The sequence below is a fragment of the Methyloversatilis sp. RAC08 genome (assembly GCF_001713355.1).
Lineage (GTDB): Bacteria > Pseudomonadota > Gammaproteobacteria > Burkholderiales > Rhodocyclaceae > Methyloversatilis.
The window spans coordinates 157,637-181,452 of the sequence record NZ_CP016448.1 but is presented as its reverse complement, the minus strand read 5'-3'; the positions used below and the strand labels follow the sequence as shown (position 1 = coordinate 181,452).

The following is a 23,816-nucleotide window of genomic DNA, read 5'->3' as shown; positions in this document are numbered from 1 at the left end:
ATGGCGGAAATCACCGCAGGAATGGTCAAGGAGCTGCGTGAGAAGACCGACGCTCCGATGATGGAATGCAAGAAGGCGCTGACCGAAGCCGGTGGCGACCTGCAGAAGGCGGAAGAAATCCTCCGCGTGAAACTGGGTAACAAGGCCAGCAAGGCGGCCGCCCGCGTGACGGCCGAAGGCATCGTCGGCCTCTACCTGTCGGCCGATGGCAAGCTTGCCGCGATGGTAGAAGTCAATTGCGAAACCGATTTCGTGGCGAAGAACGATGATTTCCTCGCCTTGGTCAATGGCAGCGCAAAGCTGATCGCCGAGCACAATCCGGCGGATGTTGCCGCGCTGTCGGCGCTGCCGATGGGCGAAGGCACGGTCGAATCGACGCGCGCTGCACTGGTGGGCAAGATCGGCGAAAACATGTCGATCCGCCGTTTCGTGCGCATTGCCGCCGAAGGCAAGGTCGCCAGCTACGTGCACGGCGGCTCTAAGATCGGCGTGCTGGTCGATGTTGTCGGCGGCGACGAAGCGCTGGCCAAGGACCTGGCAATGCACATTGCCGCGTCGAAGCCGAAGTCGCTCGATTCGAGCGGTGTGTCGGCCGACCTGATCGAAGCCGAACGTCGCGTCGCGATCGAAAAGGCGCGCGAAGCCGGCAAGGCGGAAGACATGATCACCAAGATCGCCGAAGGCTCGGTGCAGAAATTCCTGAAGGAAGTGACGTTGCTTGGTCAGGTTTTCGTCAAGGCCGAAGACGGCAAGCAGACCATCGAACAGCTGCTGAAGGCGAAGTCGGCGAAGATCGCCGGCTTCACGCTGTACCTGGTCGGCGAAGGCATCGAGAAGAAGACGACCGACTTCGCTGCCGAAGTGGCCGCACAGGCCGCTGCAGCCGCTGCAGCACGCTGAAGGAGCCTGCATGACTGTTGCCTACCGCCGGATACTGCTGAAACTGTCGGGTGAAGCCCTGATGGGCGACGACGACTACGGCATCAGCCGAGACATGCTGGCCCGCATCGTCGCGGAGATCGCCGAAATCCGCGCCCTGGGCGTGGAAGTGGGCGTGGTGATCGGCGGTGGCAACATTTTCCGCGGGGTGGCGGGCGGCGCGGCCGGCATGGACCGCGCCACCGCCGACTACATGGGCATGCTGGCGACGGTGATGAACTCGCTGGCGCTCGGCGACGCGATGCGTCAGGCCGGTGTCGCGGCGCGGGTGCAGTCCGCGCTGAGCATCGAGCCGGTCGTCGAGTTCTACATCCGTGGCAAGGCAATCCGCTATCTGGAAGAGGGCAAGGTCGTCATCTTCGCCGCCGGCACGGGCAACCCGTTCTTCACGACCGACACGGCGGCTGCGCTGCGCGGACGCGAGATCGAGGCAGAGATCGTGCTCAAGGCGACCAAGGTCGACGGCGTGTACAGCGCCGACCCGATGAAGGTGCCCGACGCGACCCGTTACGAGCGCATCAGCTTCGACGAGGCGATCAGCCGCGACCTCAAGGTGATGGACGCCACTGCGCTCGCGTTGTGCCGCGACCAGCAACTGCCGATCAAGGTGTTCAGCATTTTCAAGCCGGGCGCACTCAAGCGCGTGGTGATGGGCGAAGACGAGGGTACGCTGGTCCATATATAGTGGTGCGTGTATTGCGCTCGCCATGGCTCAACAGGCTGCCGACGAGCGGCCGCAACTTCCAACAAGAGGCGACTTCATGATCCCCGAGTTGAAGAAAACCACAGAACAGAAGATGCAGAAGACGCTGGAGTCGCTCAAGGCCGACTTCGGCAAGGTGCGTACCGGACGCGCCCACACGGGCATCCTCGACCACATCCAGATCGATTACTACGGCTCCATGGTGCCGCTCAGCCAGGTGGCCAACGTCACGCTGATTGACGCACGTGCCATCGGTGTGCAGCCGTGGGAAAAGAAACTTTTGCCGGTGGTCGAGAAGGCTATCCGCGATTCCGATCTCGGCCTGAACCCATCGGCGATGGGCGATGTGGTGCGCGTGCCGATGCCTGCGCTGACTGAAGAGCGGCGCAAGGAACTGATCAAGGTGGTGCGCGGCGAGGCCGAAAACGGCCGCATCGCGGTGCGCAACCTGCGCCGTGACGCGAACAGCGTGCTGAAGGACGCAGTCAAGGCCAAAACCATTTCTGAAGACGACGAGCGGCGTACGCAAGACGATATCCAGAAGCTGACCGACCGCTACATTGCGGAGGTCGACAAGCTGCTGGCGCAGAAAGAACAAGACCTGATGGCGGTCTGAGGCCGAACCCGCATCGTGTCCTCGCGCTCCAGCAAGCCGGTCGACGGCGGTAACCTGCCAGTTCCGCAGCACATTGCCATCATCATGGACGGCAATGGCCGCTGGGCGCGTCGCCGCTTCATGCCGCGGGTGGCTGGCCATCGCAAGGGGGTCGAAGCCGTGCGCGCGGTGGTGTCGCGCTGTGCCGAGCGCGGCGTCGGTTACCTCACGCTGTTTGCGTTCAGCTCGGAAAACTGGCGTCGTCCGCCGGAAGAGGTGAGCTTCCTGATGCAGCTTTTCATGCGCGCGCTGGAAGAGGAAGTCGTCCGTCTGCACGAGAATTCGATACGGCTGCGCGTCATCGGTGACCTGTCGCGCTTCGAACCCAAGCTGATCGACATGATCCGCAGCGCCGAAGCGCTGACCGCTGGCAATACCGGACTCCATCTCACGGTTGCCGCAAATTACGGCGGCCGCTGGGACATCCTGCAGGCGACGGAGCGCATGCTGAAGGCCAATCCGTCGCGGCGGGAAGGCTTCGTCGAGAGCGATCTGACCCCTCATCTTGCGATGGCTTACGCGCCGGAACCCGACCTGTTCATCCGCACCGGCGGCGAGCAGCGCATCAGCAATTTCCTGCTCTGGCAACTTGCCTATACCGAGCTGTACTTCACCGACAAGCTGTGGCCGGAATTCAACGGCTCGGCGGTCGATGAAGCCATCGCGTCGTTCCAGCAGCGCGAACGCCGTTTCGGGCGCACCAGCGAACAGGTGCAGGCTGCCACGGCAGCCGCGCTCGGCGCGGTCGGCCGGCATGCTTAAGCAGCGGGTACTGACCGCCATTGCGCTGCTGGCAGGTCTGTACGCTGCGCTCACCCTGCTCGATCTCACTGCCTGGGGCTGGCTGGTGGCCGTCATTCTCGGTCTGGCCGGCTGGGAGTGGGGTCGTCTGAGCGGTCTTGCCCCCGGCGGTGCCATCGGCTCCGGACTGATCACCTTCCTGCTCGTTGCCGCTGCAGCGGCGTTTGCCTTCGGACCGGCCGGCGTGTTGCCGCAGGCCATGCGTCCGCTGTCGGCGCTGCACGCGCTCGCCATTGTGTTCTGGCTGATCGTCGTGCCGGTATGGATGTGGCGCGGCGGACGTCCGTCGGGTTTCTGGATGGCACTGACCGGCCTGGTCGTGCTGCTGCCTCCCGCTCTGGCGCTGATACAGCTGCGCGCGCAAGGCCTCGTGCCGCTGCTGCTGCTGATGGCCGTGGTGTGGATCGCCGACATCGCCGCGTATTTCACGGGTCGCGCATTCGGGCGCCACAAGCTTGCGCCGGCGATCAGCCCGGGCAAGACGTGGGAAGGCGCCTTCGGTGCGGTGATCGCCGTGCAATGCTATGGTCTGGCGATAAAGCCGTTACTGTTCGCGGAGGCGGACATGCCCGCCTGGCTGGTCTGGTCGGTGATACTGCTGCTGCTCACCGCGGTCAGCATCGTCGGTGACCTGTTCGAATCGATGATGAAGCGCCAGGCCGGCATCAAGGACAGCAGCCAGTTGCTGCCCGGACATGGCGGCGTGCTCGACCGGGTGGACAGCCTGACGGCGACGCTGCCGCTGATCGGATTTGCCCTGCTCAACCTACTTCCCGGAGCGCAGACGTGATGCGCAGACTGACCATACTTGGCGCCACCGGATCGATCGGCGTCAGCACACTGGATGTCGTGGCGCGGCACCCCGATCGTTTCGAGGTGGTGGCGCTGTCGGGTCACCGTCAGATCGACAAGCTGGCCGAACAATGTCTCGCCTTTGCACCGAAAGTCGCCGTCGTGGCGGACGCGGATGCGGCCAGCGCCTTGCGCGGCATGTTGGCAGGGCGGGTGTCGACCGAAGTCTTGCATGGCAGCGAAGCGCTCGAAATGATCGCTGCGCTGCCCGAGGTCGATACCGTCATGGCAGCCATCGTCGGTGCGGCCGGCCTGCGTCCGACGCTGGCGGCTGCGCGCTCGGGCAAGCGCATCCTGCTGGCCAACAAGGAAAGCCTGGTCATGTGCGGCGCGGTGTTCATGCACGAGGTGGCGTCGAACGGCGCCACGCTGCTGCCCATCGACAGCGAGCACAACGCGGTTTTCCAGTGCATGCCGGCGCAGGGCAGGGCGGGCGTGCGGCGGGTCCTGCTGACGGCGTCGGGCGGACCGTTCCGCTGCACGCCGCTCGACCAGCTCGACCACGTGACGCCGGATCAGGCGTGTGCCCACCCGAACTGGGAAATGGGGCGCAAGATTTCGGTCGATTCGGCGACCATGATGAACAAGGGCCTCGAGGTGATCGAGGCGCACTGGCTGTTCGATACGCCGGCCGAGCGCATCGATGTGGTGATCCATCCGCAGAGCATCGTGCATTCGATGGTGGAATACGTCGACGGCTCGGTGCTCGCGCAGATGGGCAATCCGGACATGCGCACCCCGATTGCGCATGCACTGGCGTGGCCGGAACGCATCGAGTCCGGGGTCGGCGCGCTCGATCTGGCCATGTCGGCCAACCTCGTGTTCGAACGCCCTGATCTGGACCGCTTTCCCTGCCTCCGGCTGGCGTTCGCCGCGCTGGCTGCCGGTCACGGTACGCCGGCCGTACTGAATGCCGCCAATGAAGTGGCGGTCGCGGCTTTCCTGGAACGTCGGCTCGGTTTCCGTGCCATAGCGGATGTGATTGCCGAAACCCTGGATACGCTGCCCGACATGCCTGCCACCACACTCGACGACGTATTTGCCGCCGACGCCGCTGCCCGCCAGATCGCGCAGCGCGCCATCAGGGCACGCACTTGAGTCCCTTCTTCTACGCCGGCGCCTTTGTTCTGGCGCTCGGCATCCTCATCACGGTGCACGAGCTGGGTCACTACAGCATCGCCCGGCTGTGTGGCGTCAAGGTGCTGCGGTTTTCGGTCGGCTTCGGCCGGCCGCTGCTGTCGCGTCGCGTCGGGCGGGACCAGACCGAGTGGGTACTGGCGCTGTTTCCGCTCGGTGGTTACGTCAAGATGCTGGACGAACGCGAAGGCGAGGTCGCGGCATCGGAGCTTCCGCGTGCCTTCAATCGACAGAGCGTGGGACGCCGTTTCGCCATCGTGTCGGCCGGGCCGATCGCCAACTTCCTGCTGGCCATCCTGATCTACTGGGGCCTGTTCATCAACGGCATGGAAGAGCTGCGTCCGCTGCTTGCCGCGCCGGCAGCCGGTACGCCAGCGGCGGTGGCCGGCGTGACCGAAGGCGAACTGGTGCGTTCGATCAATGGCAAGGACATCGTGTCCGCGCAGGATCTTCGCTGGAGTGTTGCGCAGGCGGCTCTGCAGGGTGGCACGCTGGTGATGGAAACGATCAGCGAGCAAAGCGAAATCAACAGTCGGCGCATCGACCTGGCGGGCATCGGTTCCGAGGTGGACGCCAGCCTGATGGAGCGCGCCGGTCTGACGCTGTTCCGGCCGCGCATCGATCCGGTCGTCGCAACGGTCGCCGACGACAGTGCCGCCGGCAAGGCCGGCATGCGGCCGGGTGACCGCATCGTTGCGATCGACGGCAAGCCGGTCGATGACTGGGCTTCAATGGTCGGCATCGTCCGCGAACTGGGTGGTCGCGTGGTGGTGATTCAGGTGCTGCGCGATGGCGTCGCCCTCGATCTGAATGCCGACGTGGCTGCGGTGGAAGAGGGGGGCCAGCGTTTCGGCCGGCTTGGCGTTACACCCGCAACACCGGAAGGACTGCGCGAGCGGCTGTTCGTCACGGCGCAGCACGGGGTGATCGAATCCTTCGGCCTTGCGGTCACGCAGACCTGGGACACGGCGCTGTTCAGCCTCAAGGCATTCGGCCGGATGATCACCGGCGATCTGTCGTGGAAAAACCTGAGCGGGCCGGTCACGATTGCCGACTACGCAGGGCAGTCTGCCGCCATGGGCGCGCTGCATTACATCAAGTTCATCGCCCTCATCAGCATCAGTCTGGGCGTGCTGAACCTGCTGCCGGTGCCGCTGCTGGACGGTGGACACTTGATGTACTATACGGTCGAATTTATCAAGGGCGGTCCGGTGTCTGAAAGAGTCATGGAAATCGGTCAGCAGATCGGTCTGGCCTTGCTGCTGATGCTCATGGCGTTCGCCTTCTACAACGATATCAATCGGCTTTTCGGTTGACTGCCCGCTGAAATCCCCAATGCGCAAGTTTTTGCTTCCCGCCGTGCTCGCGGGATTGTTGTCAGCCCATGCTTTCGCCTTCGAGCCCTTCGTGGTGCGGGACATCCGGGTCGAAGGCATCCAGCGCACCGAAGCGGGCACGGTATTCAGCTATCTGCCGGTGAAGGTCGGCGAGAAATTCACCGAAGACAAGGCGGCGGAAGCCATCAAGGCCCTGTTCGCGACCGGCTTCTTCAAGGATGTGCGGGTCGAAGTCGAAGGTGATGTGCTGGTCGTCGTCGTGGACGAGCGGCCGGCCATTGCGTCGCTCGAATTCATCGGCATGAAGGAATTCGACAAGGACACTATCAAGAAGGCGATGCGGGATTTCGGCCTCGCCGAATCGCGCATCCTCGACCGCAGCGTGCTCGAGCGGTCCGAGCAGGAAATGAAGCGTCAGTACCTGACGCGCGGGCTGTACTCGGTTGACGTCAAGACGACGACGACGCCGCTGGAGCGCAACCGCGTGGCGGTCACCTTCGAAATCAACGAGGGGGCGGCAGCCAAGATCAAGCAGATCAACATCGTCGGCGCTAAATCCTTCAGCGAGAAGGATCTTCTTAAGCTGCTGAGCCAGAGCACCGGCGACTGGCTGAGCTGGTACAACAAGAACAACCAGTATTCGCGCCAGAAGCTGAGCGCCGACGTTGAAACGCTGCGCAGCCATTATCTCGACCGCGGATATCTCGAATTCAACGTCGACTCGACCCAGGTGTCGATCACGCCGGACAAGCAGGACATCTACATCACGATTTCGATCACCGAAGGCGAAAAGTACACCGTCGGCGGTGTCAAGCTGTCCGGCGAGTTGCTGATTCCCGAAGAAGAATTGCGGGGTCTGGTCAAGCTGAATGCCGGAGAGGATTTTTCGCGCAAGAAGCTCACCGAAACGACCAAGGCGATCAGCGATCGCCTGGGCAACGACGGCTATGCCTTCGCGAACGTGAATGCCGTACCGGAACCGGATCGCGAAAAGCGCACCGTGTCGTTCAACGTATTTGTCGATCCGGGCCGCCGGGTCTACGTGCGGCGGATCAACGTTGCCGGAAACACCAAGACGCGCGACGAGGCGGTACGGCGGGAATTCCGCCAGCTGGAAGGCGCGTGGTATGACGGCGAACGGATCAACCGCTCGAAATCGCGGGTCGACCGTCTGGGCTATTTCGACGGTGTCACCGTCGAAACGCCCGCCGTCCCTGGAACGACCGATCAGGTCGATGTCAACTTGACGGTGAAGGAAAAGCCGACCGGCAATCTGGCGTTCGGCGCAGGTTTTTCCAGTTCGGAAAACCTCATCCTGTCCACGTCGGTGTCGCAGCAGAACCTGTTCGGCAGCGGCAAGTCGCTGTCGCTGGGCTTGAACAGCGGCAGCATCAACAAGACCTATTCGCTGTCCTTCACGGATCCTTACTACACGCCGGACGGCATATCGCGCGGTTTTGACGTGTATCTGCGCAACGTCGATCCGTCGCGTCTGCGCATCGGCAACTACCGCACGTCATCGATCGGCGCCGGCATGCGCTGGGGATTTCCGATCCGCGAAGACGACCGCATCAATTTCGGACTCGCGATCGACCAGACGTCCATCGACACGTTCAGCAACAGCCCGCAGCGCTACCTGAATTTCGTCAATGAATTCGGCGACTCGAACAACTCCCTGGTGGGCACGATAGGCTGGGCTCGCGACACCCGCGACAGCGTGATCTACCCGACCAAGGGGTCGACGCAGCGGGTGAACGTCGAAGTTTCGCTGCCGCCGGGATCGCTGCGCTATTACAAGGCGTCGTATCAGCATCAGCGCTACTTTCCACTGTTCTGGGATTTCGTCCTGATGCTCAATGGCGATATCGGCTACGGCGATGGATACAACGACAAGCCGCTGCCGTTCTACAAGAACTACTTCGCAGGCGGCATCGGATCGGTGCGCGGTTTCCAGACCTCGTCACTCGGCGAGCGTGATCGCGACGGCGCCGGCAACATCCTGTTCAATACGGTCGGCGGCAATCGCCGGGTTGTCGGCAACGCAGAGCTGCTTTTCCCGTTGCCCGGGTCGCAGGACAAGACGCTGCGGCTGGGTACCTTCATCGATGCAGGGCAGGTCTGGGCGTCCGGCGACACGCTGAGCCTGGGCGATTTGCGTTATAGTGCGGGCCTTTCCGTGGCATGGAGCTCACCCATGGGGCCGTTGAAGTTCAGCATCGCGCAACCGCTCAACAAGGAGCCCACGGATCGCCTGCAGCGCTTCCAGTTCCAGCTCGGCAGTACCTTCTGAACCTCGAATACCACGAATGAACAGTTCAAGTATTTTCTCACGCTTCGCCTTTATCGCATTGATTTCACTGGTGATGGCGGGTTTGGCGAAGAATTCGCATGCCGAAACGGATGTGAAGATCGGCTTCGTGGATACGGAACGCATCCTGCGCGAAGCGGCGCCGGCCGTCCGTTCGCAGAAGAAGCTTGAAAAGGAATTCGAAAAGCGCAGCCAGGAACTCGAAAAACTGGCCAAGCAGCTGCAGTCGATGCAGCAAACCATGGAGAAGAACGCGGTCACCTTGTCCGAGAGCGACAAGCGGGCGAAAGAGCGTGAGTTCAACGATCTCACCCGTGACATGCAGCGGCGCGAGCGCGAGTACCGCGAAGACCTGAATCAGCGGCGCAACGAAGAACTGGCCAGCGTTCTGGATCGCGCCAACAAGGCGATCAAGGCCATTGCAGAGGCCGAGAAGTACGACATCATCTTTCAGGAAGTGGTGTATCGCAGTCAGCGTATCGACATCACCGAAAAGGTGCTGAAGGCGCTCGCAGATCCCCCTCCGGGAAAGTAACTGCGCATGCCAGCCAGACTTGGCGCTCTGGTCGAGCAACTTGGCGGCACGCTGCACGGTGACCCCGGGTTGTTGATCGAACAGGTTGCTTCTCTCGACACCGCTGGGCCCAGGCAAATTGCCTTCATGGCCGGGGCGAAGTATCGCAGTGCGCTGGATTCAAGCCGTGGCGGTGCTTTCATCGTAGCGCCGGCAGACGGCGAAAATCTCGACCGGCCGCACATCCGCGTTCGCAATCCATCGCTGTATTTCGCACGCGTCGCGCAATTGCTGAACCCTGAGCCTGCCGTGCGCGCGGGCACCCACCCCGATGCATCGGTCGACGACACGGCGCTCGTCGACGACAGCGCAGAGGTTGCCGCCGGTGCGGTCATCGGGGCCGGGGCGGTCATCGGTCCGGGCGTATCCATAGGTGCCGGATCAGTGGTCGGCGAGGCCTGTTCGATCGGTGCCGGCACGCGGCTGCATGCGCGCGTCACGCTGTATCCCCACTCGGTCATCGGCGAGCGCTGCATCCTGCATTCCGGTGCGGTCATCGGGGCCGACGGTTTCGGCTTCGCGCGCGAGGCCGACGCGAGCTGGGTCAAGATTCCGCAGATCGGCCGTGTGCGCATCGGCAATGACGTGGAAGTCGGCGCCAATACAACCATCGATCGCGGTGCGCTGGACGACACGGTGATCGGCGATGGTGTGAAGCTCGACAACCTGATCCAGATCGCACACAACGTACACATCGGCGACCACACGGCGATGGCGGCCTGTTCCGGTGTGGCCGGCAGCACGCACATCGGCAAGCGCTGCATGATCGGCGGCTCGTCGAACATCATGGGTCACATCGACATTGTCGACGACGTCGTCGTGTCGGCCGTCAGCTTCGCCAGCAAGTCCATCGGCAAGCCCGGCGTCTATACGGGTTCGCTGCCGTCGATGGAACACGCCGAGTGGTCGCGCAACTTCGTCCGCATCCGCCAGCTCGACGCCATGGCCGATCGGCTGCGCGCGCTCGAGCGCCAGATCGAATCACTGCAAAGCAGCAAGGAAGACTGACTTGAAATCCATGGACATCCACGCGGTGCTGAAGTCGCTGCCGCACCGCTTCCCGTTCCTGCTGGTGGACCGGGTGCTCGCCGTCGAAGCGAACAAGTACATCCACGCGCTGAAGAACGTCACCATCAACGAGCCGTTCTTTCCGGGGCACTTTCCGAACCATCCGGTCATGCCGGGCGTGCTGATCATCGAAGCGCTGGCTCAGGCGGCTGCCATCCTGTCCTTCGAAACGCTGGGCACGACCCCCGACGCGGATTCGGTCTATTACCTGTGCGGCGTCGACAACACGCGCTTCAAGAAGCCGGTCATGGCAGGCGATCAGCTCATCCTTGAAGTCGACCTGATCCGCCACTCACGCGGCATCTGGAAGTACAACGCCCGCGCCAAGGTGGATGGCCAGGTCGTGACCGAGTGCGATCTGCTCTGTGCAGTTCGGCCCAGCTGATGGCTGTCACCGTCCATCCGACCGCCATCGTCGATCCCGCGGCGCAGCTGGCTGACGGCGTCGACATCGGCGCCTACAGCGTGATCGGCCCGCATGTCGAGATCGGTGCAGGCACGCGCGTGCATCCGCACGTGGTGATCGCCGGCCACACGCGCATCGGTCTTGACAACCAGATCCATCCGTTCTGCTCGATCGGCGGTGATCCGCAGGACAAGAAATACGCCGGCGAACCGACACGCCTGGAAATCGGTGACCGCAACACGCTGCGCGAATACGTGACGATGAATTGCGGCACCACGCAGGATGTCGGCATCACCCGGGTCGGCAACGACAACTGGATCATGGCCTATGTGCATGTGGCGCACGACTGCCAGGTCGGCAGCCACACCATCATGGCCAACAACACGGCGCTCGCCGGCCACGTGCATGTGGGAGACTGGGTCATTCTCGGCGGCTTCACCGGCGTACACCAGTTCGTGCGCGTGGGGGCACACAGCTTCTGCGGCGTGCATTCCAGCGTGTTGCAGGACGTGCCGCCCTTCGTGCTGGCGAACGGCGTGCCGGCAACGCCGCATGGCATCAACAGCGAAGGCCTGCGCCGCCGCGGCTACAGCAGTGACGCCATCTCGGCGATCAAGCGGGCCTACAAGACGCTTTATCGCGAAGGACTGAGCCTGGACGACGCCAGGGCGGCCATCGCCGAGGCGGCGAAAGCGACCCCCGAAGTCGCAGTGCTGTCCGACTTCCTCGCTTCAGGCGGTCGCGGCATCATCCGATAATGTCTGCCCGCATCACGGTGGCCATGGTCGCCGGCGAGGCATCCGGTGACCAGTTGGCCGCGCACCTCATCAAGGCGCTGCGCGACGTCCGGCCGGACATCGATTTCGTCGGCATCGGCGGCCCGCGCATGGGTTCTGCCGGCTTTGACGCCTGGTGGCCCGCCGAAAAGCTGTCGGTGCGCGGCTATTTCGAAGTGCTGCGACACTACCGCGAACTGTCGGGCATCCGCCGCGCGCTGCTCGCACGCCTGCTGGAGACACCGCCGGCCGCCTTCATCGGCGTCGATGCGCCGGATTTCAACCTGTGGCTCGAACGTCGCCTGCGCGATGCCGGTGTGCCGGCCATTCATTACGTCAGCCCATCGATCTGGGCCTGGCGCGGCGGACGCATCAAGGGCATCGCGCGCAGCGTGTCGCGCATGTTGTGCCTGTTCCCGTTCGAGCCCGCGCTGTACGAAAAGGCAGGCGTGCCGGTCAGCTATGTCGGGCATCCCTTCGCCGACGAAATTTCTCCGCTGCCACAACGTATCGACGCACGCGAGCGGCTCGCGCTGCCGCAGGCTGCGCATATCGTTGCGCTGTTGCCGGGCAGCCGGCAGTCGGAGCTGCGCTATCACGCGACCGTATGGATAGAGACCGCGCGGCTGCTGCACGAACGCCATCCGGAGCTGCGCTTTCTCGTGCCGCTGGCCACGCGCGAGACGCGCGCCCTGTTTGAGCAGGCGCTGTGGACCTGCAAGGCGACGGAGCTTCCGATCACCATCCTGTTCGGTCACGCGCGTGACGCGCTGATGGCCTGCGACGCGGCACTGGTGGCCAGCGGCACCGCGACGCTCGAAGCCGCCCTGTGTCGCGCACCGCACGTGATGGCCTACCGCATGCATGCGCTGAGCTGGCAGATCATGAAGCGCATGGCCTACCAGCCCTGGGGCAGCCTGCCGAACATCATGGCCGGTCGTTTCGTCGTGCCGGAACGGTTGCAGGACGCGGCGACGCCGCGCGAACTGGCGGATGCGCTCGAAACCCTGCTCAACGATGACGCAGCGCGCGATGCGCAGATCGCCGAATTCGAACGCATCCACAGCGTACTGAGGCAGGGCACGGCGGCGCGCGCAGCGGCCGCCATCCTGCCGCATCTGCCGGCGGCCGTACCGTGACGGACGTCGTCGCATGGAAGGTCGCAGGCGTCGATGAAGCGGGCCGGGGGCCGCTGTGCGGGCCGGTCTATGCGGCGGCCGTCATCCTCGACCCGGCGCGGCCGATCGACGGTCTGAACGACTCCAAGAAGCTGTCCGAAAAGAAGCGCGAGGCGCTGGCGCCGCTGATCCGCGAGCGCGCGCTGGCCTGGGCCGTCGGCGTGGCGACGGTCGAGGAAATCGATCGCCTGAACATCCTGCACGCCACGATGCTGGCCATGCGGCGAGCCGTCGAAGCGCTGGGGGTGCCGCCGGACGAAGTGCTGGTCGACGGCAACCGCGTGCCGCCCGGGCTGGCCGTGCCGGCGCGCGCCATTGTCGGCGGAGACGCCAGCGAGGCGGCGATTTCCGCCGCATCCATCCTCGCCAAGACCGGCCGCGATCAAGAAATGAAGGCGCTCGCGCAGCGCTATCCGCAGTACGGCATCGCGCGTCACAAGGGTTATCCCACGCCGGAACATCTGGCGGCGCTGCGCGAGCACGGCCCATCGCCCATCCATCGCCGCAGCTTTGCGCCGGTGGCGCAGTGCGCGCTGGATTTCGGTACGCCGGACTGACTGAGGTTCCGAGTCGCAGTGCCTCGTTATTGATCGCGCACAAGGCGCGCGTGCTTCAGCAGACTAATATGCGGGTCATGCGTTTCTGCTCGTTCCCCATGTGACCATTTTCGGCTGGCTCAATGACCAGTTGCTGCGCATGCAGTGGCTGTCGGATCTTGTTCGCCAGCTGGTGGAGCAGGGCATGGGACTGCCGGTCAGCGGGCGCGTCGGCGGCAGCGTGCATTTCTTCATCTACGACACGGTGAAGATTTTCATACTGCTGGCCGTGCTCATCTTTGCCATTTCATATGTGCAGAGCCACTTCCCACCGGAACGCACGCGCCGCATCCTGGGCCGCTTCACCGGTGTGCGCGGCAATGTGCTGGCGGCGCTGCTGGGAACGGTGACGCCTTTCTGCTCCTGCTCGTCCATCCCGCTGTTCATCGGCTTTACCAGCGCGGGCCTGCCGATAGGTGTCACGTTTTCCTTTCTGATTTCGTCGCCGCTGGTCGATCTGGCGTCGGTCATCCTGCTGGCAAGCATTTTCAACTGGCCGATCGCGATCGCCTACGTGACTGTCGGCGTCGTTCTTGCGGTGATCGGCGGCACCTTGATCAGCCGTGCCGGGATGGAACGCCATATCGAATCTTTCGTGTTCAACAGCCCGGTCATCCAGCTCGAGGACAGCGAGCCCGGCGTGCGCGAACGCCTGCTGTTCGCGCGCGATCAGGTCATCGACATCGTCCGTCGGGTCTGGCTGTACATCCTGATCGGTGTCGGCATCGGCGCCGCGATTCACAACTGGATACCGGGCAGCCTGATCGATGGATTGCTCGGTCAGGACAAGCCATGGTCGGTGCCGCTCGCCACGCTGATCGGTATCCCGATGTATGCCGACATCTTCGGCACCCTGCCGATCGCCGAGGCGCTGGTGGCGCGCGGGGTGGGGCTGGGTACGGCGCTGGCATTCATGATGTCGGTCACTGCGCTGTCGCTGCCTTCCATCATCATGCTCAAGCGTGTTGTCCGCACGCCGCTGCTGGCGGTATTCGTCGGCATCGTGGCCAGCGGCATCGTGCTGATCGGCTTCCTGTTCAACGCCTTTGCAGGCGCATTCGTCTGACGCTTCAACGAGGAGACGCACATGATCATCAAGGTACTGGGCAGCGGGTGTCGCAAGTGCATTGAACTGGCCGACAACACGCGCAAGGCGCTCGATGCGCGCGGCCAGCAGGCAGACATCGTCAAGGTGACCGACTTTGCGGAGATCGCCGCCCACGGCGTCATGTCGACACCGGCGCTGGTGATCGACGGCAAGCTGGTGTCGGCAGGCAAGGTGCTGAGCCAGCAGGAAATCGCCGGATTGCTCGGCAAGGCCGACTGAAGCCGCTCAGCCCGGCGGGCTCACATGCACCGCCAGCCAGACCGAGGCGACGTCGGCATCGGTCTGTTCCACACGGTGACGGCGGTGCGCCGGGATGAAGATCCAGTCGCCCGGCTGAAGGGCGCGTGGCATGTCCTCGTCGGCGAAGCGCAGTGCCGCCGAACCGCTCAGCAAGGCCACCCATTCGTCGTCCGGCTGGTCGTACCAGAATCCGGACGGACTGCACTGGCCGGTCGACACGATGCGTTCGATGCGCACGCCGGGCCGGGCGCACAGCGTGTCGATGCGCTCCGTTCCATGCGAACCTGGCGGCAGGTCGTCGAACAGATTGCCGCTCATGGCGCGCCGTCCTCCAGCAGTTCAGTGTCGGCATGCGCATACGCCGGACTGCAGCAGCACAGGATGACCAATGCTCCGGCGCCGGTGGCTTCGATGCAGTGCGGCGTGCCGGGTGCAATGAGTACGGTATCTCCTGCCGCCACGTCAAAACAAGCGTCGCCCAAGATCATGCTGCCCTGGCCGGCGGTCACGTGATAAAGCTCTTCGGTCACGCCGTGCCGATGCAGCAGGGTGCGCGTGCCGGCGGGGATGGTCGCTTCCGCCAGGCTTTGTGCGTGCCCGCCATGCAGCGACGGATGCATCAGTTCGCGGATCTGGGAGCCATCCTTCGTGATGTAGGCAGAAATGTCGGTGCGGGTGGTTTTCATCGGGTTTTCATCGACGTCAGCTGTGGGCGCGCTCCGGCATGATGATGATGCGTACGGACAGGTCATCATGTTACGACCGGATTCAACCTGACGCAGCGTCTGCCCGGCACCGGCTGCTTGTTCAATTTCATATTTCAAGTATTATTGAATTATGGAAGAACAGAACGTCATCCGCTCGCTGTCGGCGCTTGCCCAGGAAATCCGCCTGCGCGTGTTTCGCGCCCTTGTCGTCGCCGGTCCTGACGGCATGACGCCCGGTGCGCTGGGCGAGGCGCTGGATGTCGCGCCGACCACGTTGTCGTTTCATCTGAAGGAACTGAGCCACGCCGGACTGATCGTGCCGACGCGCGATGGCCGTCACCTGATCTACCGCGCCGACTATGCGCAGATGAACGCGCTGCTCGGCTATCTGACCGAAAACTGCTGCCGCGGCACGTCCTGTGCCGAACCGGTAGCACCTGTCTGCAAAACCTGCTGAAAGGAGTCCGCCATGAAGCGCTTTCACGTTCATCTGCACGTCGACGATCTCGCACGGAGCATCGCCTTCTACAACCAGCTCTTTTCCGCGCAACCTGCGCGCCACGAGGCGGACTACGCCAAATGGATGCTGGAAGATCCGCCGGTCAATTTCGCGATTTCCACCCGCGGCAGTCAGCCGGGCATCGATCATCTGGGCATCCAGACCGATGACCCGACCGAACTGGCAGCGATGAAGGCGAGCGCCGAAGCGGCCGACATGGCGCTGCTGGACGAAGGTGCCACCAGCTGCTGCTACGCGCGCAGCGAAAAGCACTGGATCACCGATCCGCAGGGCATTGCATGGGAACACTTTCATACGCTGGGCGACATTCCGGTGTTCAACGAAGCGCCGGCTGTGGCGGCCGATGCAGCGACATCAGCCTGCTGTGCGCCCAAGGCGCCCGTCACGCGCGGCAAGCCGCTTGCCATCGGGGTCAAGTCGTCCGGTTCCGGGTGTTGCTGACATGGGCGCGCCACTGAACGTGCTGTTTCTGTGCACCCACAATTCGGCGCGCAGCGTGCTCGCCGAGTGCCTGCTGAACCATCTGGGCGCCGGCCGTTTCCGCGCGTTTTCGGCCGGCAGCCAGCCCTCGGGGCGGGTGAATCCGTTTGCGCTGCAGGCGCTGGCCGAAGCGGGCGTGGATACGACCGGTGTGTGCAGCAAGAGCTGGGACACGTTCGCCGAACCCGGTGCGCCGGAGATGGATCTCATCATCACCGTCTGCGACAGCGCAGCCGGCGAGCTGTGCCCGGTATGGCCGGGCCATCCCGCGACGGCACATTGGGGTTACGCCGACCCGTCCGCCACGACCGGTCCGGACGCGGCAAGGCTGATGGCCTTCCGCGACACGATGACGCTGATCCGCCGACGGCTCGAAATACTGGTCGCGCTGCCTGGCGAACGCCTGGACGCGCTTCGCATTGAACAGACCGCGCGCAGTCTGGCCGACCGCTGAGGCCACGCCATGGGACTGTTCGAACGTTGGCTGAGCGTCTGGGTGGCAGCGTGCATTGTGGCGGGCGTGGGGCTCGGCCTGCTGGCGCCGCGCGCGTTCGAGGCGGTTGCGGCGCTGGAATTCGCGCACGTCAATCTGGTGGTCGCTGTACTCATCTGGGTGATGATCTACCCGATGATGATCCAGATCGATTTTGCTGCCGTGCGCGATGTCGGTCGCCGGCCGCAGGGCCTGGTGCTCACGCTGGTCATCAACTGGCTGGTCAAGCCGTTCACGATGGCGGCGCTCGGCGTGCTGTTCTTCCGGTACCTGTTTGCGCCCTGGGTCGATCCGCAGTCGGCGAGCGAATACATCGCCGGCATGATCCTGCTCGGTGTCGCGCCCTGTACGGCGATGGTGTTCGTATGGAGCCAATTGACGAAGGGTGACCCCGCCTACACGCTGGTGCAGGTATCGGTGAATGATCTGGTCATGGTGTTCGCGTTCGCGCCCATCGCGGCCTTTCTGCTCGGCGTGACCGATGTGGCCGTGCCCTGGGAGACGCTGCTGCTGTCGACGCTGCTGTATGTGGTGCTGCCGCTGGTCGCCGGCGTGCTGACACGACGCGTGCTGCGCGAAGGTGATGTGCTGGCGCGTTTCGTGGCTCGCCTGAAACCGGCTTCCATCGTCGGTCTTCTGGCCACGGTCGTGCTTCTTTTCGGCTTCCAGGCGGAGACGATCTGGGCACAGCCGCTGGTGATCGGTCTGATCGCGATTCCGCTGATCATCCAGACCTACGGCATCTTCGCCATTGCCTTCATCGCAGCGCGTCGCATGAAGTTGTCGTATGGCGTGGCGGCGCCGGCCTGCTTGATCGGCACCTCGAATTTCTTCGAGCTGGCGGTTGCGGTGGCGATTTCGCTGTTCGGTCTTCACTCCGGCGCTGCGCTGGCCACCGTGGTGGGCGTTCTGGTCGAAGTGCCGGTCATGCTGTCGCTGGTGGCGTTCACCAACCGGAACAGGCACTGCTTTCCTGTCTGAGTCATCACTGGTTGCGGAACCGGATTTCCGCAATGAGGTCTTGATCTGTTCATGTCGCGCCCCAACGTGCACGGGTGACGCAATGTGGATGCAGGGTTTCTGCACGCGTTGATATATTGGGTACAATCGAATTGTGGACGCGTTCCGCGGCTCGGCCGGCATGTCATCCGGGAATTTGCAGGCGTTGAACCTGCCGGTGTGTGACGGGTGGAAAAAATTTTAGATTAAGTCTAAAATCTGATCCGCTCGGTTAGAAAATAAGATGTTTTCCTCCACCCACGAAGAAAGAAAGGAAATACAGATGTCCCTCGTCGGAACAACCGTTAAACCCTTCAAGGCAACCACTTATCACAACGGCAAGTTTGTAGACATCACCGAAGCAGACCTGAAGGGCAAGTGGTCGGCTTTCGTGTTCTACCCGGCTGACTTCACATTCGTGTGCCCGACCGAACTGGGTGACCTGGCCGACATGTACGGCGAGTTCCAGAAGATCGGTTGCGAAATCTATTCGGTCTCGACCGATACGCACTTCGTGCACAAGGGCTGGGCCGATGCGTCGGACACCATCCGCAAGATCAAGTACCCGATGATCGGTGACCCGACCGGTGCCATCACCCGCAACTTCGACGTCATGATCGAAGAAGCCGGTCTGGCGCTGCGCGGTACCTTCGTGATCGACCCGGAAGGCAAGATCCGCATGGCCGAAATCGTCGAACTCGGCATTGGTCGCGATGCAAAGGAACTGCTGCGCAAGGTGCAGGCTGCCCAGTACGTGACGTCGCATCCGGGCGAAGTCTGCCCCGCCAAGTGGACGCCGGGCGCTCAGTCGATGACCCCGTCGCTTGACCTGGTCGGCAAGATCTAAAAGTTTCACCGTTGCACGCGCCCGGGTCCAGGAGTTTCATCCGCCTGGCCCGGGCGTTTCATTTTGTCAGTCCGAACACAGGAAGCTGAACAGACCATGCTCGATGCCACCCTCAAGGGCCAGTTGCAGGCCTACCTCACGAAGCTTGTCCACCCGATAGAGCTGGTGGCGTCGCTGGACGACAGCGATGCTTCGCGCGAACTGCAATCACTGCTGGCGGAAATCGCCGAACTGTCGAACCTGATCACGCTGGTCGAGAAGCGCGACGACGACGAGCGCAAGCCCTCGTTCTCGATCAATCGCAAGGGCGGCGACATGAGCCTGCGCTTCGCGGCCATCCCGCTCGGCCATGAATTCACGTCGCTGGTGCTGGCGCTGCTGCAGGCCGGCGGCCATCCACCCAAGGTGGATCAGGAAGTGATCGATCAGATCAAGGCGCTCGACGCCGACTTCCACTTCGAAGTCTTCATGAGTCTGTCCTGCCACAACTGCCCTGACGTGGTGCAGGCGCTCAACCTGATGGCTGTGCTGAACCCGCGCGTCAGTGCGGTCACGATCGACGGTGCGCTGTTCCAGAAGGAAGTTGAAGAGCGCCAGATCATGGCGGTTCCGATGATCTTCCTGAACGGTCAGCACTTCGGTCAGGGCCGCATGACGATCGAGGAAATCCTGCCCAAGCTGGACACCAAGGTCGCCGAGCGCGAAGCCGAAAAGGTGTCGGCCCGCGCACCGTTCGACGTGCTGGTCGTCGGCGGCGGTCCGGCCGGTACGGCAGCGGCGATCTACGCGGCGCGCAAGGGCATCCGCACCGGGCTGGTTGCCGAGCGCTTCGGCGGTCAGGTGATGGACACGCTGGGCATCGAGAACTTCATTTCGGTGAAGGAAACCGAAGGGCCCAAGCTGGTCGCCGCGCTGGAAGAGCACGTGAAGGCCTACGACATTGACGTGATGAACCTGCAGCGGGTCGAAAAGCTCGTGCCGGCAGCGGAGTCGGGCGACGGTTACATCCACCTGACGCTGGCCAGTGGCGCCAAGCTGAAGAGCCGCTCGGTCATCCTGTCGACCGGCGCACGCTGGCGCGAAATCAACGTGCCGGGCGAGCGCGAATACCGCAATCACGGCGTGGCCTACTGCCCGCACTGCGATGGCCCGCTGTTCAAGGGCAAGAACGTCGCCGTGATCGGTGGTGGCAATTCCGGTGTCGAGGCGGCGATCGACCTGGCCGGCGTGGTGGGTCATGTGACGCTGATCGAATTCGACAAGCAGCTGCGTGCCGATGCCGTGCTGCAGCGCAAGCTGCACAGCCTGCCGAACGTCAAGGTCATCACGCATGCGCAGACGAAGGACATCGTCGGCGACGGCAAGAAGGTCAATGGCCTGAACTACATCGATCGCGCGAGCGGCGACCTCAACCATGTCGATCTGGAGGGCGTGTTCATCCAGATCGGTCTGGTACCGAACACCGAGTGGCTGAAGGGCTCCTCGATGGCGCTGACCAAGTACGGTGAAATCGACATCGATGCACGCTGCGAAACGTCGATTGCGGGCGTGTTCGCGGCAGGTGACGTGACCACCGTGCCGTACAAGCAGATCATCATCGCCATGGGTGAAGGGTCGAAGGCGGCGATCAGCGCGTTCGATTACCTGATACGCCATTCGGCGCCGGAGGCGGCCGCCGCGGCCTGAGGGCCCGGGCGGCATTGATTGGTGGCGGTAAGATGTCGACCGTCCGACCGCGTCGTCACGGCGCGGCGGACGATTACCGGAATCCACCGCCATGTCGCTCACGCCGCTGTTGCTGTTCGTCCATATTGCCGCCGTCTCCATCTGGGTCGGCGGGATGTTTTTCGCCTATGTCTGCCTGCGCCCGGTCGCGGCGGTCCAGCTTGAACCGCCGGCCCGGCTGCGCCTGTGGCGCGCGGTGTTCGGCCGGTTTTTCCCGTGGGTGTGGGCGGCCGTTGCAGCCATCCTTGCCAGCGGACTGATCATGATGCTGGCGGTCGGCATGAAGGACGCACCGCTGCACTGGCATCTGATGCTGGCGGCAGGCCTGATCATGATGGCGGTTTTCATGCACGTGTTCTTCGCGCCTTATCGGCGACTTTTGCGTGCGGTGGATGCCTCCGACTGGCCGGCCGGCGGCGCGGCGCTGGCGCAGATACGCAAGCTGGTCGGCTTCAATACCGTGCTGGGTTTCGTCACCATCGCGACAGCGACGCTGGGGCGCTGGCTGGTGGCCGGATGAAGCACATCCAGTCGCGCGAAAACGCGCAGTTCAAGCAGTTGCGCAAGCTCGCCACGTCGTCGAAGGAACGGCGCGACACCACAAGCACACTGATAGACGGCCTGCACCTGTTCCGCAGTGCGCTGGATGCCGGGCACCGACCTTCACTCGCCATCGTTGCCGAACGGGCCTTGCATCATCCCGATGTGTCGGCGCTGCTGGCGGAGTACCGCGACGCCGTGCTGCTGCTGGCTGATGGCCTGTTCGACGAATTGAGCCCGACCGACACGCCGACCGGGCTGCTCGGCCTGATCGACATTCCCGGCGCAGCGTCCGGGCCGGTGCGCGGTGACTGTCTGGTGCTCGACGCGGTACAGGACAGCGGCAATCTGGGCACGCTGCTGCGCGCCGCCTGGGCGACTGGTGTCGCGGACGTGCTGCTGACCACCGGTTGCGCCCAGGCCTGGAGCCCGAAAGTGCTGCGCGCCGGGCAGGGCGCCCATTTCAGCCTGCGCATCCGGGAACACTGCGATGTGGCCGAGGTGCTGAAAGATTTCTCCGGCAAGGTCGTTGCGACGCGGCTGGATGCGCAGACTTCGCCGTATGCGCTGGACCTGCGCGGACCGGTCGCCTGGCTGTTCGGCAATGAAGGCGCCGGTCTGTCGCCGACGATCAGTGCGCTGGCCAGCGACGCGGTACGGATTCCGATGCCCGGAGCCGCCGAGTCGCTGAACGTGGCCATGGCGGCGACGGTCTGTCTGTTCGAGCAGGTACGTCAGCGCGAGCCTTGCTGACGGCCAGTGAGCGCCCGCTGACCGCTCATTGACGGCTCATTGACCAAAATCGCCCGCAGCGTCCGGCCGCGCCGCCCAGGGCACCAGTCCGGCTGCGGTGGCCAGGCGCACCAGTTCGACATCGCTGCGCACGTCGAGCTTCTGGCGGATTTCGCTCATGCGGTTCGATATCGTCTTCGGACTGAGCTTGAGCGCGTCGGCGATTTCGTCGACCGACATGCCGGCCAGCAGGAGGCGGCAGATTTCGAATTCGCGCGGCGTCAGCACGTCGAGCCGCTTTTCGTCCGGCATCACATTGTCCAGCGCCAGTTGCTCGGCCACGCGCGGACTGAGCGTGCGTCGCCCCTGCGCCGCGGCGAGCACGGCCTGCACCAGCGCTTCGGGTTCGGTGTCCTTGGTCAGGAAGCCTATCGCACCGGCTTCCAGCGCCTGGCGCGCGAACGCAGGTTGTGCATGCATCGAGAACATCAGCACGCGGGCGCGGTTGTCCAGCGCCAGCATGCGGCGCGTGGCTTCGATCCCGCTGGCACCGGGCAGCGAAATGTCCATCACCACCACATCCGGCTTGAGCATGCGGAACAGCTGATAGGCCTCGTCCGAGGTACCGGCTTCGCCGACCACCTCCATCGCCCGGTTGTGTTCGAGAAAACGACGATAGCCGGCGCGCACGACTGCATGGTCGTCGACGAGCAGGACGCGGATCGGGTTGTGCAGGCTCATGGTTTTTCCAGTATCGAAGTTTTCAGCGGCAGCCAGGCGTCAACCTGCCAGCCACCTTCGGGGCGCGGGCCGGCACGGCAGTCGCCGCCCAGCGCCAGTGCGCGTTCGCGCATGCCGACCAGACCGAAGCCGCTCTCGGGCGTGGCGTGCGGCCTTGGCTCACCATCGTCGCGCACGCGCAGCGATACACGGCCTGCAACGGGATCGATGTCGAGCGCGATGTCGATGCGGGTGCAGCGCGCATGCTTGACGGTGTTGGTCATGCACTCCTGCACGATGCGGTACAGCGTGATGTCGTGCATCGCCGACAACTGTCCCAGATCCTCGTGCAGATCGAAATTCACCTGGGCCGCGTCGGCACAGCGGCTGCGCTGCTTGCCCAGCTCTCGAAGCGCGTGTCCCAGACCGAGCTCTTCGATGTCGGGCGGGCGCAGGTGTTCGAGCAGATTGCGCACCAGACGCAGCATGTGGCCGACCTGTTCCGACATCCAGCGTGCCGATTCGCGATGCTCGGCCAGTTCCGGCCGGCCTTCGCAGGCGTCCGCCAGCAGCCGTGCATGCGGGTGTATCGCCACCAGATAGGGGCTCAGCTCATCGTGCAGGTCGCGCGCCAGCGCGTGGCGGATTTCTTCTTCGTGCGTAATCAGCTTGCGCAGCAGCCGTGCGCGTTCGTCGACCGCCGCTTCAAGGGTGGACGCCATGCTGTTGAACGATTCCGACAGCGGCGCAAGATCACCCGGACCGACATTTTCCAGCCTTGCGTCGAGCCGTCCTTCGCCGATCGCCGACAGCGCACGCATCACGCTGCCCAAAGGATGCAGCGCACGACCGACCGCCCAGAACACCATCAGGCAGGCGATCAGTCCGATCGCGGCGACCATCGAGGTCTGCTTGACGTAGTCGTTCCATATCTCGCGCAATTCGTCGTCGGCATTGGGCACCAGCAGGTAGTAGCCGATGACCTGCTGGCCCACCAGAATGTCCTTGCGCAGCGGCGAGCGGCTGCGCAGACGCTCACCCATCCAGCCCAGCGCAAAGGGCGCGGATTGCTGCGGACCGGTGCGTGAGCTCAGTATCAGCTGGCCGCTCGCCGACCGCACTTCCACGGTCAGATGGCGCAGGCTGCTCAGCTCGTGGGTGAGCTGGATGCGGGCGAGAAGTGTCTCGGCCGTGACGCCGATCGGCGGCGGCGACAGCGCGCTGGGCAGCAGCGCGTGCGCCAGCCGGGCGACCGATTCCATCTCGGCGACTGCGTCATCGTGGGCGTCGTACAGCCTGCGCACGCTGTCGGCAACGACCAGCAAGGTCATCAGCGATGCAATGATGAGGGTGAGTCTGATGCGCAGACTCATGC

28 protein-coding genes are annotated in these 23,816 nt (G+C 63.8%); 24 read left to right on the top strand and 4 right to left on the bottom strand.

Annotated features, from left to right (window positions below; translation table 11 throughout):
* The 16 genes from tsf to BSY238_RS00805 all read left to right on the top strand — a co-directional run bounded on the left by tsf (window position 1) and on the right by BSY238_RS00805 (window position 14,657).
* Window positions 1–900, top strand: coding sequence for a translation elongation factor Ts (gene tsf, locus BSY238_RS00880; protein WP_069037483.1), 900 nt, complete (start codon window positions 1–3; stop codon window positions 898–900).
* 10 nt (window positions 901–910) lie between these two features.
* On the top strand, window positions 911–1,624 hold the full coding sequence (gene pyrH / locus BSY238_RS00875; RefSeq protein WP_069037482.1) for a UMP kinase: 714 nt from the start codon (window positions 911–913) through the stop codon (window positions 1,622–1,624).
* Between the two features lie 76 nt (window positions 1,625–1,700).
* Entirely contained in the window at window positions 1,701–2,258 is a 558-nt protein-coding gene (gene frr, locus BSY238_RS00870) for a ribosome recycling factor (RefSeq protein ID WP_069037481.1), read from the top strand.
* A gap of 84 nt (window positions 2,259–2,342) precedes the next feature.
* Window positions 2,343–3,059 (top strand): polyprenyl diphosphate synthase, encoded by a 717-nt coding sequence (gene uppS, locus BSY238_RS00865; protein WP_083223859.1) that lies wholly within the window; start codon window positions 2,343–2,345, stop codon window positions 3,057–3,059.
* On the top strand, window positions 3,052–3,888 hold the full coding sequence (locus tag BSY238_RS00860) for a phosphatidate cytidylyltransferase (RefSeq protein WP_069037479.1): 837 nt from the start codon (window positions 3,052–3,054) through the stop codon (window positions 3,886–3,888). The genes uppS and BSY238_RS00860 overlap by 8 nt, the downstream gene beginning before the upstream one ends.
* Window positions 3,888–5,048 (top strand): 1-deoxy-D-xylulose-5-phosphate reductoisomerase, encoded by a 1,161-nt coding sequence (gene ispC, locus BSY238_RS00855; RefSeq protein WP_069037478.1) that lies wholly within the window; start codon window positions 3,888–3,890, stop codon window positions 5,046–5,048. Before BSY238_RS00860 ends, ispC begins: the two co-directional genes overlap by 1 nt.
* A complete protein-coding gene (gene rseP / locus BSY238_RS00850; RefSeq protein ID WP_069037477.1) occupies window positions 5,045–6,403 on the top strand; it encodes an RIP metalloprotease RseP in 1,359 nt (452 codons plus the stop codon). Before ispC ends, rseP begins: the two co-directional genes overlap by 4 nt.
* A 19-nt stretch (window positions 6,404–6,422) precedes the next feature.
* Window positions 6,423–8,714, top strand: coding sequence for an outer membrane protein assembly factor BamA (gene bamA, locus BSY238_RS00845; RefSeq protein WP_069037476.1), 2,292 nt, complete (start codon window positions 6,423–6,425; stop codon window positions 8,712–8,714).
* Between the two features lie 73 nt (window positions 8,715–8,787).
* A complete protein-coding gene (locus BSY238_RS00840; RefSeq protein ID WP_190295077.1) occupies window positions 8,788–9,267 on the top strand; it encodes an OmpH family outer membrane protein in 480 nt (159 codons plus the stop codon).
* A 6-nt stretch (window positions 9,268–9,273) separates the two neighbouring features.
* Complete coding sequence (lpxD, locus tag BSY238_RS00835; protein WP_069037474.1) at window positions 9,274–10,314, top strand: UDP-3-O-(3-hydroxymyristoyl)glucosamine N-acyltransferase; 1,041 nt, start codon at window positions 9,274–9,276, stop codon at window positions 10,312–10,314.
* 10 nt (window positions 10,315–10,324) lie between these two features.
* Window positions 10,325–10,759, top strand: a complete 435-nt coding sequence (gene fabZ / locus BSY238_RS00830; RefSeq protein WP_069037473.1) for a 3-hydroxyacyl-ACP dehydratase FabZ — start codon at window positions 10,325–10,327, stop codon at window positions 10,757–10,759.
* Window positions 10,759–11,538 carry an acyl-ACP--UDP-N-acetylglucosamine O-acyltransferase gene (lpxA, locus tag BSY238_RS00825; protein ID WP_069037472.1) on the top strand — a complete coding sequence of 260 codons (780 nt, stop codon included), beginning with the start codon at window positions 10,759–10,761 and terminating at the stop codon, window positions 11,536–11,538. Before fabZ ends, lpxA begins: the two co-directional genes overlap by 1 nt.
* Window positions 11,538–12,695, top strand: a complete 1,158-nt coding sequence (gene lpxB / locus BSY238_RS00820; RefSeq protein WP_069037471.1) for a lipid-A-disaccharide synthase — start codon at window positions 11,538–11,540, stop codon at window positions 12,693–12,695. The genes lpxA and lpxB overlap by 1 nt, the downstream gene beginning before the upstream one ends.
* Complete coding sequence (gene rnhB, locus BSY238_RS00815; RefSeq protein ID WP_069037470.1) at window positions 12,692–13,291, top strand: ribonuclease HII; 600 nt, start codon at window positions 12,692–12,694, stop codon at window positions 13,289–13,291. The genes lpxB and rnhB overlap by 4 nt, the downstream gene beginning before the upstream one ends.
* 100 nt (window positions 13,292–13,391) lie before the next feature.
* Window positions 13,392–14,396 carry a permease gene (locus BSY238_RS00810; RefSeq protein WP_069037469.1) on the top strand — a complete coding sequence of 335 codons (1,005 nt, stop codon included), beginning with the start codon at window positions 13,392–13,394 and terminating at the stop codon, window positions 14,394–14,396.
* 21 nt (window positions 14,397–14,417) lie between these two features.
* Complete coding sequence (locus BSY238_RS00805) at window positions 14,418–14,657, top strand: thioredoxin family protein (protein ID WP_069037468.1); 240 nt, start codon at window positions 14,418–14,420, stop codon at window positions 14,655–14,657.
* Between the two features lie 6 nt (window positions 14,658–14,663).
* Here BSY238_RS00805 and BSY238_RS00800 read toward each other — a convergent pair whose 3' ends face one another.
* Together BSY238_RS00800 and BSY238_RS00795 are read right to left on the bottom strand one after the other, a co-directional pair.
* Complete coding sequence (locus tag BSY238_RS00800; RefSeq protein WP_069037467.1) at window positions 14,664–14,996, bottom strand: cupin domain-containing protein; 333 nt, start codon at window positions 14,994–14,996, stop codon at window positions 14,664–14,666.
* A complete protein-coding gene (locus BSY238_RS00795; RefSeq protein ID WP_069037466.1) occupies window positions 14,993–15,364 on the bottom strand; it encodes a cupin domain-containing protein in 372 nt (123 codons plus the stop codon). Before BSY238_RS00795 ends, BSY238_RS00800 begins: the two co-directional genes overlap by 4 nt.
* A gap of 151 nt (window positions 15,365–15,515) precedes the next feature.
* Between BSY238_RS00795 and BSY238_RS00790 the strand changes: the two genes are divergently transcribed.
* From BSY238_RS00790 to BSY238_RS00755, 8 genes are all read left to right on the top strand, one after another.
* Window positions 15,516–15,842 carry an ArsR/SmtB family transcription factor gene (locus BSY238_RS00790; RefSeq protein ID WP_069037465.1) on the top strand — a complete coding sequence of 109 codons (327 nt, stop codon included), beginning with the start codon at window positions 15,516–15,518 and terminating at the stop codon, window positions 15,840–15,842.
* Window positions 15,843–15,854: 12 nt separating this feature from the next.
* Window positions 15,855–16,346, top strand: coding sequence for an ArsI/CadI family heavy metal resistance metalloenzyme (locus BSY238_RS00785; RefSeq protein ID WP_069037464.1), 492 nt, complete (start codon window positions 15,855–15,857; stop codon window positions 16,344–16,346).
* A gap of 1 nt (window position 16,347) precedes the next feature.
* Window positions 16,348–16,839 (top strand): arsenate reductase ArsC, encoded by a 492-nt coding sequence (locus BSY238_RS00780; RefSeq protein WP_069037463.1) that lies wholly within the window; start codon window positions 16,348–16,350, stop codon window positions 16,837–16,839.
* Between the two features lie 9 nt (window positions 16,840–16,848).
* A complete protein-coding gene (gene arsB / locus BSY238_RS00775) occupies window positions 16,849–17,859 on the top strand; it encodes an ACR3 family arsenite efflux transporter (RefSeq protein ID WP_069037462.1) in 1,011 nt (336 codons plus the stop codon).
* 301 nt (window positions 17,860–18,160) lie between these two features.
* Window positions 18,161–18,724 carry an alkyl hydroperoxide reductase subunit C gene (ahpC, locus tag BSY238_RS00770; RefSeq protein ID WP_069037461.1) on the top strand — a complete coding sequence of 188 codons (564 nt, stop codon included), beginning with the start codon at window positions 18,161–18,163 and terminating at the stop codon, window positions 18,722–18,724.
* A 96-nt stretch (window positions 18,725–18,820) separates the two neighbouring features.
* Entirely contained in the window at window positions 18,821–20,410 is a 1,590-nt protein-coding gene (gene ahpF, locus BSY238_RS00765) for an alkyl hydroperoxide reductase subunit F (protein WP_069037460.1), read from the top strand.
* A 91-nt stretch (window positions 20,411–20,501) separates the two neighbouring features.
* A complete protein-coding gene (locus BSY238_RS00760; protein ID WP_069037459.1) occupies window positions 20,502–20,969 on the top strand; it encodes a CopD family protein in 468 nt (155 codons plus the stop codon).
* A complete protein-coding gene (locus BSY238_RS00755; RefSeq protein ID WP_069037458.1) occupies window positions 20,966–21,742 on the top strand; it encodes a TrmH family RNA methyltransferase in 777 nt (258 codons plus the stop codon). Before BSY238_RS00760 ends, BSY238_RS00755 begins: the two co-directional genes overlap by 4 nt.
* Window positions 21,743–21,778: 36 nt before the next feature.
* Here BSY238_RS00755 and BSY238_RS00750 read toward each other — a convergent pair whose 3' ends face one another.
* Both BSY238_RS00750 and BSY238_RS00745 read right to left on the bottom strand, forming a co-directional pair.
* Window positions 21,779–22,462 (bottom strand): response regulator, encoded by a 684-nt coding sequence (locus BSY238_RS00750; protein WP_069037457.1) that lies wholly within the window; start codon window positions 22,460–22,462, stop codon window positions 21,779–21,781.
* Window positions 22,459–23,814, bottom strand: coding sequence for a sensor histidine kinase (locus BSY238_RS00745; RefSeq protein WP_069037456.1), 1,356 nt, complete (start codon window positions 23,812–23,814; stop codon window positions 22,459–22,461). Before BSY238_RS00745 ends, BSY238_RS00750 begins: the two co-directional genes overlap by 4 nt.
* Between the last annotated feature and the right edge of the window lie 2 nt (window positions 23,815–23,816).

What these genes read in the sequence shown, in the direction of transcription:
- frr (WP_069037481.1), top strand. Translation starts at nt 1,701, where the DNA reads ATGATCCCCGAGTTGAAGAAAACCACAGAACAGAAGATGCAGAAGACG.
- lpxB (WP_069037471.1), top strand. Translation starts at nt 11,538, where the DNA reads ATGTCTGCCCGCATCACGGTGGCCATGGTCGCCGGCGAGGCATCCGGT.
- pyrH (WP_069037482.1), top strand. Translation starts at nt 911, where the DNA reads ATGACTGTTGCCTACCGCCGGATACTGCTGAAACTGTCGGGTGAAGCC.
- uppS (WP_083223859.1), top strand. Translation starts at nt 2,343, where the DNA reads ATGGACGGCAATGGCCGCTGGGCGCGTCGCCGCTTCATGCCGCGGGTG.
- lpxA (WP_069037472.1), top strand. Translation starts at nt 10,759, where the DNA reads ATGGCTGTCACCGTCCATCCGACCGCCATCGTCGATCCCGCGGCGCAG.
- BSY238_RS00780 (WP_069037463.1), top strand. Translation starts at nt 16,348, where the DNA reads ATGGGCGCGCCACTGAACGTGCTGTTTCTGTGCACCCACAATTCGGCG.
- BSY238_RS00760 (WP_069037459.1), top strand. Translation starts at nt 20,502, where the DNA reads ATGTCGCTCACGCCGCTGTTGCTGTTCGTCCATATTGCCGCCGTCTCC.
- BSY238_RS00750 (WP_069037457.1), bottom strand. Translation starts at nt 22,462, where the DNA reads ATGAGCCTGCACAACCCGATCCGCGTCCTGCTCGTCGACGACCATGCA.
- lpxD (WP_069037474.1), top strand. Translation starts at nt 9,274, where the DNA reads ATGCCAGCCAGACTTGGCGCTCTGGTCGAGCAACTTGGCGGCACGCTG.
- BSY238_RS00860 (WP_069037479.1), top strand. Translation starts at nt 3,052, where the DNA reads ATGCTTAAGCAGCGGGTACTGACCGCCATTGCGCTGCTGGCAGGTCTG.
- BSY238_RS00840 (WP_190295077.1), top strand. Translation starts at nt 8,788, where the DNA reads ATGGCGGGTTTGGCGAAGAATTCGCATGCCGAAACGGATGTGAAGATC.
- BSY238_RS00745 (WP_069037456.1), bottom strand. Translation starts at nt 23,814, where the DNA reads ATGAGTCTGCGCATCAGACTCACCCTCATCATTGCATCGCTGATGACC.
- BSY238_RS00805 (WP_069037468.1), top strand. Translation starts at nt 14,418, where the DNA reads ATGATCATCAAGGTACTGGGCAGCGGGTGTCGCAAGTGCATTGAACTG.
- BSY238_RS00755 (WP_069037458.1), top strand. Translation starts at nt 20,966, where the DNA reads ATGAAGCACATCCAGTCGCGCGAAAACGCGCAGTTCAAGCAGTTGCGC.
- BSY238_RS00800 (WP_069037467.1), bottom strand. Translation starts at nt 14,996, where the DNA reads ATGAGCGGCAATCTGTTCGACGACCTGCCGCCAGGTTCGCATGGAACG.
- fabZ (WP_069037473.1), top strand. Translation starts at nt 10,325, where the DNA reads ATGGACATCCACGCGGTGCTGAAGTCGCTGCCGCACCGCTTCCCGTTC.
- bamA (WP_069037476.1), top strand. Translation starts at nt 6,423, where the DNA reads ATGCGCAAGTTTTTGCTTCCCGCCGTGCTCGCGGGATTGTTGTCAGCC.
- BSY238_RS00795 (WP_069037466.1), bottom strand. Translation starts at nt 15,364, where the DNA reads ATGAAAACCACCCGCACCGACATTTCTGCCTACATCACGAAGGATGGC.
- tsf (WP_069037483.1), top strand. Translation starts at nt 1, where the DNA reads ATGGCGGAAATCACCGCAGGAATGGTCAAGGAGCTGCGTGAGAAGACC.
- ispC (WP_069037478.1), top strand. Translation starts at nt 3,888, where the DNA reads ATGCGCAGACTGACCATACTTGGCGCCACCGGATCGATCGGCGTCAGC.
- arsB (WP_069037462.1), top strand. Translation starts at nt 16,849, where the DNA reads ATGGGACTGTTCGAACGTTGGCTGAGCGTCTGGGTGGCAGCGTGCATT.
- BSY238_RS00785 (WP_069037464.1), top strand. Translation starts at nt 15,855, where the DNA reads ATGAAGCGCTTTCACGTTCATCTGCACGTCGACGATCTCGCACGGAGC.
- ahpF (WP_069037460.1), top strand. Translation starts at nt 18,821, where the DNA reads ATGCTCGATGCCACCCTCAAGGGCCAGTTGCAGGCCTACCTCACGAAG.
- ahpC (WP_069037461.1), top strand. Translation starts at nt 18,161, where the DNA reads ATGTCCCTCGTCGGAACAACCGTTAAACCCTTCAAGGCAACCACTTAT.
- BSY238_RS00790 (WP_069037465.1), top strand. Translation starts at nt 15,516, where the DNA reads ATGGAAGAACAGAACGTCATCCGCTCGCTGTCGGCGCTTGCCCAGGAA.